The sequence below is a fragment of the Halolamina salina genome, assembly GCF_042678005.1.
Taxonomy (GTDB): Archaea; Halobacteriota; Halobacteria; order Halobacteriales; family Haloferacaceae; genus Halolamina; species Halolamina salina.
Window position 1 is genome coordinate 21,926 of record NZ_JBHUDH010000012.1, and the last position, 5,281, is coordinate 27,206.

Annotated in this window: 6 protein-coding genes; 4 read left to right on the plus strand and 2 right to left on the minus strand. The window is 69.2% G+C overall.

Translation table 11 applies throughout. The features are described from left to right. Positions 1-446: phosphoribosylformylglycinamidine synthase I (purQ, locus tag ACFR9S_RS01670; protein WP_379817903.1), on the plus strand; the 446-nt coding region annotated here is incomplete at its 5' end. A gap of 114 nt (positions 447-560) precedes the next feature. After that, positions 561-1,463 carry an ABC transporter substrate-binding protein gene (locus ACFR9S_RS01675; RefSeq protein ID WP_379817905.1) on the plus strand — a complete coding sequence of 301 codons (903 nt, stop codon included), beginning with the start codon at positions 561-563 and terminating at the stop codon, positions 1,461-1,463. Between the two features lie 478 nt (positions 1,464-1,941). Here the strand turns inward: ACFR9S_RS01675 and ACFR9S_RS01680 are convergent, their stop codons facing one another. Both ACFR9S_RS01680 and ACFR9S_RS01685 read right to left on the minus strand, forming a co-directional pair. Further along, positions 1,942-3,021 (minus strand): archaeosine biosynthesis radical SAM protein RaSEA, encoded by a 1,080-nt coding sequence (locus ACFR9S_RS01680; protein ID WP_379731258.1) that lies wholly within the window; start codon positions 3,019-3,021, stop codon positions 1,942-1,944. Positions 3,022-3,070: 49 nt separating this feature from the next. Next, positions 3,071-3,436 carry a VanZ family protein gene (locus tag ACFR9S_RS01685; protein ID WP_379731259.1) on the minus strand — a complete coding sequence of 122 codons (366 nt, stop codon included), beginning with the start codon at positions 3,434-3,436 and terminating at the stop codon, positions 3,071-3,073. Between the two features lie 89 nt (positions 3,437-3,525). Between ACFR9S_RS01685 and ACFR9S_RS01690 the strand changes: the two genes are divergently transcribed. Both ACFR9S_RS01690 and ACFR9S_RS01695 read left to right on the plus strand, forming a co-directional pair. Then, positions 3,526-3,876, plus strand: a complete 351-nt coding sequence (locus tag ACFR9S_RS01690) for a hypothetical protein (RefSeq protein ID WP_379731260.1) — start codon at positions 3,526-3,528, stop codon at positions 3,874-3,876. Positions 3,877-3,925: 49 nt separating this feature from the next. Further along, positions 3,926-5,281: S9 family peptidase (locus ACFR9S_RS01695; RefSeq protein ID WP_379817907.1), on the plus strand; the 1,356-nt coding region annotated here is incomplete at its 3' end.

The following is a 5,281-nucleotide window of genomic DNA, read 5'->3' on the forward strand; positions in this document are numbered from 1 at the left end:
GGACGCCCGTGCTCGGCGTCTGCAACGGCGCCCAGATCGGCAGCGAGAGCCGGCTCACGCCGGGGGCGTTCACCACGAACGCCAGCGCGCGGTTCCAGTGTGAGGACGTCTACCTGCGCGTGGAGAACGCCGACACGCCGTGGACCGCGGCGTACGACGAGGGCGCGGTGCTCTCGCTGCCGATCGCCCACGGCGAGGGGCGGTTCGAGATCGAGGCCGAGCGGTACGACGAACTGGTCAACGAGGATCGCGTGCTGTTCCGCTACTGCGACGCCGACGGGAACGTGACCGACGCCGCGAACCCCAACGGCTCGACGGGGAACGTCGCGGGCGTGCTGGGCGAGCGCGAGACCGTCGCCGTGTTGATGCCCCACCCCGAGCGGGCCGCGCTGGCGGAACTCGGCGGCAGTACGGACGGGCAGGGCGTGCTGGAAGGGTTCGCGTAGCGACTCCTTCGCTTCTCCGTCGTTCGATCACGTGTCGGTATCGCCCGCCCGACAGCAGAATATTCTTCAGTGATACCACCAACTTATATCACCGTGGCGTCACAGGGCCGAGGTATGGAGACGATCGAACTCGGACTGGAGTGGTTTCTGAACCCCGACCACGTCCCGTTTTTCGTCGCCGACGAGCGGGGCTACTACGAGGAGGAGGGGCTGGAACTGGCGTTCTGGGAGCCAGAGGAGCATTACGACACGCTGGAGATGCTGGCCGACGGCGAACTCGACTACGCGATCACCGAGCCGATCCACCTCGTCCCGGACCGCTCGGCGGGCGTCCCGGTACAGGGGATCGCCACGTTCCTCGAGACCCGCGGCGGGATCCAGTATCCCGAGAGCCGCGGCTGGGAGTCGCCGGCCGACATGGAGCCGGGGGTCCGGCTGAACTACCCCGGCGCGCCGGGCGAGGGCGGGCGGAAGATGGTCGCCTACATGGCTCAGCAGGCCGGGAGCGACCTGACGGCGGCCGACATCGAGCCCGTCGATCGGGGGTTCTACCACACCGACGCGCTGATCGACGGCGACGCCGACGCGGCGTTTCTCGCCTTCCACAACTTCGAGATCGTCGAGAGCCGCCACCGCGGGTTCGATACCGGGCTCTGGGAGTTGGCGGATTACGGCGTCCCGGACTTCAACCGCCTCGTGCTCACCGCCTCGGACACGAAAATCGAAGACGAGCCCGAGCAGGTGCGGCGGTTCGTCCGCGCGACCCGGCGGGGCGTCGCCGACACCGTGGAGGAGGGCCGGGAGGCGGCCGAGATCCTGTTCGATCGGCACCCGGAGATCCGCGAGGAGCATCCGGAGCTGATGGACCGGATCACCGAGGCGACGCTCGACTGTTTCACGCCGGATCTGACGCAGGATCGGGAGATGTACGAGGGTCTGGTCGCGTTCTGTGAGGAGCTGGAGCTGACTGCGGGACCGGTCGGCGTGGACGACGTGATCGCCGAGGAGTTCGCGTAAGCGGGCTCTCGGTTGGTGACCGCTGGAACAGCCACCGCGGCAGCAACGTCATCTCGACGCTAGACCACTTGCGACCGCAGTGTGCCGGGCACGAGGCCCGGCACAGCGCCGAGTCCCCACCCCTCCCCCCGCGGCGGCCGACCGTTGGCCGCCGCGAGGCGTCCACCGCGACCGCACCGCCGCGGCTGTCGGCGCGAAGCGCGAGCCCCTCCGTGGGCGAGTCAGCGCGAGGGACGACCGACTGAGCGAAGCGAAGGAGGGAGTCGGCTGGGGAGGAAGCGAGGCGGGAAAACTCGCCGAAGGCGAGGCAAACCGCCTCGAAGCGAGCGGGGAGCAGAGCGACCCGCGAGCGGTGAGGGCTGTGCGGGGCGGTGCGGTCACAAGTGGTCTACGATGGAGATGCTGTTGCTGTTCGCGGTCTCGAGAGTTGAAAACACGCAAAAAGCTATCCAGACCCAACCAAACCCGAAACCGACTACTACCGAGCCAGCGGCATGTTGTACGACGCCTCCTCCTCGAGCACCAGTTCCCATGTGAACTCACACTCACACTCCACCTGCTCGAACACCGAGGGGTCCTGCCGCAGGTCGAAGTCCTTGATCGCGCGCTGGACGCGGTCGTCGCACTCGCCGCAGTTGTGCGGGCCGCGGTCGCTCCCGTGACCCACCGGATCGGACACCACGATCGCGTCCACGTCCGTCGTCGTCCGCAGCACCTCCGCGACCGACCAGAGCCACGGCGGCCGGTAGCCCCCCTCGTAGAACAGTTCGTCGACCATCGTGTAGCGCTGGACGTTACAGGGGTTCATCGAGACGGTGTGACAGCCGTCGACGGCGCCACAGCGCCGGACGCTCGACTTCATGTCCTCCAGCGCCTCCTGCTCCGAGAGGAACGGCGGCTTCATCAGCAGGTACGCCTTCACGCCGGCGTCGCCGGCCCGCGCCTCCGCGCAGGCCTCCTCGAAGTCCGCGAAGTCGAAGTACTTGTTCACGCAGTCGTGACGCACGCGGTCGGTCGCGGTCTCCAACCCCACCGCCACGTCGGTCTCCAGCCCCTGCTCGGTGAACTCCCGGACCTTCTCGCGGTCGACGAAGTCCGGCAGCGACTCGACGACGATGCGGTCCCGGTCCGCGAACGTCTTGGCGATCGCCTGCCGGGTCTCGGCTGGCACCTCTCGTTCGTCGAGGAACGAGCCGGAGGTGTAGATCTTCACCAGCCCCGACTCGCCGTCGGCCTCCTCGGCCTCGTGGTCGAGACAGTACTGGATCTGGTCCATCAGCGCGTCGTGGCTCACGCTGCCGCCCTCCACGGACTCGGCGACGTAGCCACACATCGTACAGCCGCCGGCACGGGCCCAGCGACAGCCGCCGGTGTTGAGGATGATCGTCAGGCTCTGGTACACCCCGTCGGGGGTGTTGTCCTCGTCGATCCACACCCGGGTCGGCTCGCGGGGGTCGTAGCTCTGGTCGTTCTCCGCGCGGATGTCGCGCATCACCTGATTGTGCGCGTCCATCCCCCGCCCGCGCTCGTACACTTCGGGCGTCGGCTCGCTGCTCATGGCCGAACTGGGCCGGGCACGGGGAAAACGGCTTCGACAGGCCGGGACGCTACGACCGCGCGTCGTCGACCCACGCGGGCGACGCGAACAGCCGCCACGCCGCGACGCCCGCCACCGCGCCGACCGCATCGGCGACCAGATCGAGTCCGGACACCGTCCGCCCCGGAACGAACCCCTGCAGGAGTTCGACGGCGCCGCCGAATACGGTCACGACGACGAGCACGGCGAGCATCGTCCGGAGCGTTCGCGAGCGAATCGCGAACAGGCTCGCCGCCGCGAGCGCCGCGTAGCCGAGGACGTGGAGGAGCTTGTCGACGCCGACTGGGCCGACGGTACCGCCGCCACCGCCGCCCGGCACGAACGAGGCGGCGAGGACGACGGCCACAACCGCGATCGGGAGCCAGCGACGGTCCATAGCCGTGGGTGGGGCGAGCCGCCCAAAGCCGTTGTGTCCCCCGGTCGTCGGCGGGTGGGTTTATCCGGGTCGCGACGGAACGGTCGGCCATGTCCGAGCCCTCCACCCTCTCGGAGAACAGTGGCCTGTTGATCACCGCCGGCGTCGTCGTGCTGGCCGTCCTGCTCCTCGCGGGGCTGTTTGGTTTCGGTGGCGCCGTCGGGGCTCTCGGGTTCCTCCTGTACACCGTCGTCTGGCTGGCGGTCGCGGCGTTCGTGCTGTGGCTGTTCTACCGCCTCGTCGTCGCCGTCGAGCGCATCGCCCACGCACAGCAGCGAATCGCTGCGGCGGAGAACCCCCCGAGCGGCTCGCAGGTCGCCGCGGGGAACGACGCTAATGGGAACGCTGCCGACGGGGCAGATGCCGACGAACCCGACGCCGACGGGAACGACGACGCGTAGTTTCACCGGGTTCACAGGAGCTTTCAGGGAGCCGCCGCACTCGTGGACGATGAGCGGCAAGAAACGGTTCACCCCCGAAGAGCTGGCCCGCCTCCCCGAGTTCCACCACCCCCGCGTGGGGCCGGACGGCGAACGCATCGCGTTCTACTACGACGGCACCGGCCGGAACGAGCTGTACGTCCAGCACGTTGAGACCGGCGAACGCCGCCAGATCAGCGACGGCGAGGTGCCCCGCGCCGCGCGCTGGCCGATCGCGTGGGGTGCCGACGGCGAGGAGGTGCTGTTCCACCTCGACGACGACGGCGACGAACAGAACGACATCTGGGCGATCGACCTCGACGGCGACGCCGAGCCGGTGATCGAGACGCCCGGGCAGGCGTCGCTGCAGGACGTCGCCGACGACGGCCGCCTGCTCTACGCCAGCGACGAGGGCGAGCAGATGAACCTCTACCTGTTCGACCCCGCGGCCGGCGAGTCCGAACAGCTGACCGAGAACGACGAGCCGGTCCGTGGCGGGAGCTTCGCGCCCGACGACGACCGGATCGCCTACACGACCAACGAGACAGAGGCGATGGAGAACCGCGACGCGTACGTGATGGACCTCGAGACCGGCGAGAGCCGCCGGCTCGACATTGGCGAGACGGGCTCGCAGACCGCCGCGGTCGACTGGCACCCCGACGGCGAGCGCCTGCTCGTCCGCGACGACACGGAGGACTTCACCAACGCCGGCGTGTACGACTTGGAAAGCGACGAAGTTCGGTGGCTCAGCGGCGGCGACGCCGAGGAGTCGCCGCAGGCGTTCGGTCCCGACGGCGACCACGCGTACGCCCTGCGAAGCGAGAACGCCGGCCGCGCGCCGATCGTCTACGACCTCGAGAGCGGCGAGTCCGAGACGCTCGACCTCGCGGAGGGCGTCGCCTCGCTGGCGGGCGGGGAGCACTTCCTCGCCGACGGCCGCCCCGTCTTCACCCAGACCACGCCCGACACGCGCTCGTCGCTGCTGGCGTACGACGACGGCGCGACCGAGACGCTGATCGAACCCGACTACGGCGACATCGATCCCGACGCGTTCGTCGACGCCGAGTACGTCACCTACGAGTCCGCAGACGGACTGGAGATCGGCGCGCTGCTGTACGACGCGCGGGATCGCCCCGATGGGAGTGAAGATGAACAGACCCCCGGCGTCGTGAAGGTCCACGGCGGCCCGCACGGCCAGTCGATGCAGTCGTTCGACCTCTACGCCCAGTTCCTCGTGAGCGAGGGCTACTCGGTGCTGCTCCCGAACTACCGCGGCTCGGTCGGCCGCGGCCGGGAGTTCCAGCAGGCGATCCTCGGCGACTGGGGCGGCGCCGAACAGGGCGACATCGCCGTCGCCGTCGAACACACGCTGGATCGGTACTCGTTT

Coding starts and splice junctions, on each gene's coding strand:
- ACFR9S_RS01675 (WP_379817905.1), top strand. CDS start 561: ATGGAGACGATCGAACTCGGACTGGAGTGGTTTCTGAACCCCGACCAC.
- ACFR9S_RS01680 (WP_379731258.1), bottom strand. CDS start 3,021: ATGAGCAGCGAGCCGACGCCCGAAGTGTACGAGCGCGGGCGGGGGATG.
- ACFR9S_RS01685 (WP_379731259.1), bottom strand. CDS start 3,436: ATGGACCGTCGCTGGCTCCCGATCGCGGTTGTGGCCGTCGTCCTCGCC.
- ACFR9S_RS01690 (WP_379731260.1), top strand. CDS start 3,526: ATGTCCGAGCCCTCCACCCTCTCGGAGAACAGTGGCCTGTTGATCACC.